The sequence below is a fragment of the Oleiphilus sp. HI0067 genome, assembly GCF_001635735.1.
In genome coordinates, this window is record NZ_LWFI01001102.1 from 1 (window position 1) to 1,576 (window position 1,576).

General features: G+C 45.1%; 2 protein-coding genes. Both read right to left on the reverse strand.

Going from position 1 to position 1,576, the window contains the following annotated elements:
- Positions 1 to 748 (reverse strand): AAA family ATPase (locus A3739_RS15930; RefSeq protein ID WP_156502620.1); only part of this gene is annotated, 748 nt, incomplete at its 3' end.
- Positions 745 to 1,576: PD-(D/E)XK nuclease family protein (locus A3739_RS15935; protein WP_197472362.1), on the reverse strand; the 832-nt coding region annotated here is incomplete at its 5' end. The genes A3739_RS15935 and A3739_RS15930, both read right to left, overlap by 4 nt.

Here is a 1,576-nt window from a genome sequence, read left to right on the forward strand (position 1 = left end):
CAGCCTTGCCAGTAGGTGCCAAGCAAACCGTCGATGACGCACGCCTACTTTCTATGCCCTTCTCTATGGCCCTCTCTATGCACTTCTCTGCAGACAAACGCGCTAAGATAATTTTTGCAGCCGTTGTCGTTTTACCCGTACCGGGCCCACCACTCACCAGCACAAGATTTGAAAGAAGTGATTGCGCAACCGCCCAAGCTTGATAATCAATGTCAGTAGAATCTAAGTCAGGAAATAAGGCATTCAATGCCTCCTTACCGCGAGCTAAATCAATAGATTCATTAGGATCCACATCAGAGGATATGTTTGACGATAGTTGATCCGACAACCATCGATCAGTTTTATCACAGAGATTCCAGAGTCGACGCAAATAGAGCTCCGCTTCATCGTTGAGAACTTTAACGAAAACACTTGAGCCCTCGCCTGAAATTAAGATCGATTCGGGCAAGGCTTGCGTCGAAGTCATCAAACTTTGATCACGATGAAACACCGTTAACGATAAATGCTCATCTAGCTCATCGAGCCTGACACACTGTTTGCCAAGGCCTGATGCGTAAGACAAAACTAAAGCTAAATCAAAAACCACTTCGAGCACAGTTGATGGCAGCGCAGAATCACTTGCGCTCAGCACTTCGTTTAATGCTGCGTCTGCCGCATAAAAATCAATCCACGACACCAACGACTCGCCGCGACGTAAACTCTGCTTTAAGAAACGTATACGCTGAGAAATGTTTGATGGAAGACTCATTGAGCACCTCCATCAGTAAAAAGCTGATCTAAACCTTCAATCAAACTCTGTTCTGGCTTTATAAAGTAAACGCCCGCTGGGTTATCTCCATCTGCGTCTAAACCAAGTCCTCTTAAAAACAAATACACTACACCACCAAAATGTGCCTGATAGCTATAAGCATTTCCCATTCGTGCTTTTAACAGACGATGAATGGCTAAGCTATACAGCAGGTATTGCACATCATAACGATGCTCATTGATCGCTGCTTCTAGTTTGTCGTGCGTATAGTTGTCTGCGCTAAAACCAAGATGATTCGATTTATAATCCAGCACAAAATAAGCGTCTTGCGCTCGGAACAATAAGTCGATCGCCCCTTTAATATGCCCTTCGAATGCTTCAAAACTCAAAGCGTCTGCATTCGGATTGTACTGACGAAGTAGCGAATTAAAGTTCGACAAAGAGAAATCATCTACCGAGAAATAAAACTTGGCTTCAACGCGATAATCGTTTTCGTCTAATTGTGCTAAAGCAATTGATGCTCCAGAAGCGCTGCCGATTTCTATCAGCGGCAGCGCAAGCACTTGTTGAACCCATTGCTCGAGATAAGCCGCCCATGCTTGTTCATGCCGCTCTGGCACTAAGGCATACTGCTGCAACAAATTACAGATGTGCTCTTCTAAATTAGTGGCTGGGACATTGGTGTTTAGCTCGCCCGTTGCGAATTCAATATCCTCGAATAAGCGGTGCAAGAAAGTACCTGCCTGACTACCCTTGGGGAAATTCATAATATCAATCGCGTTAGCTGGCGGGGCTTCGCCGAGATCATCCATTGATCGATGAGTATGC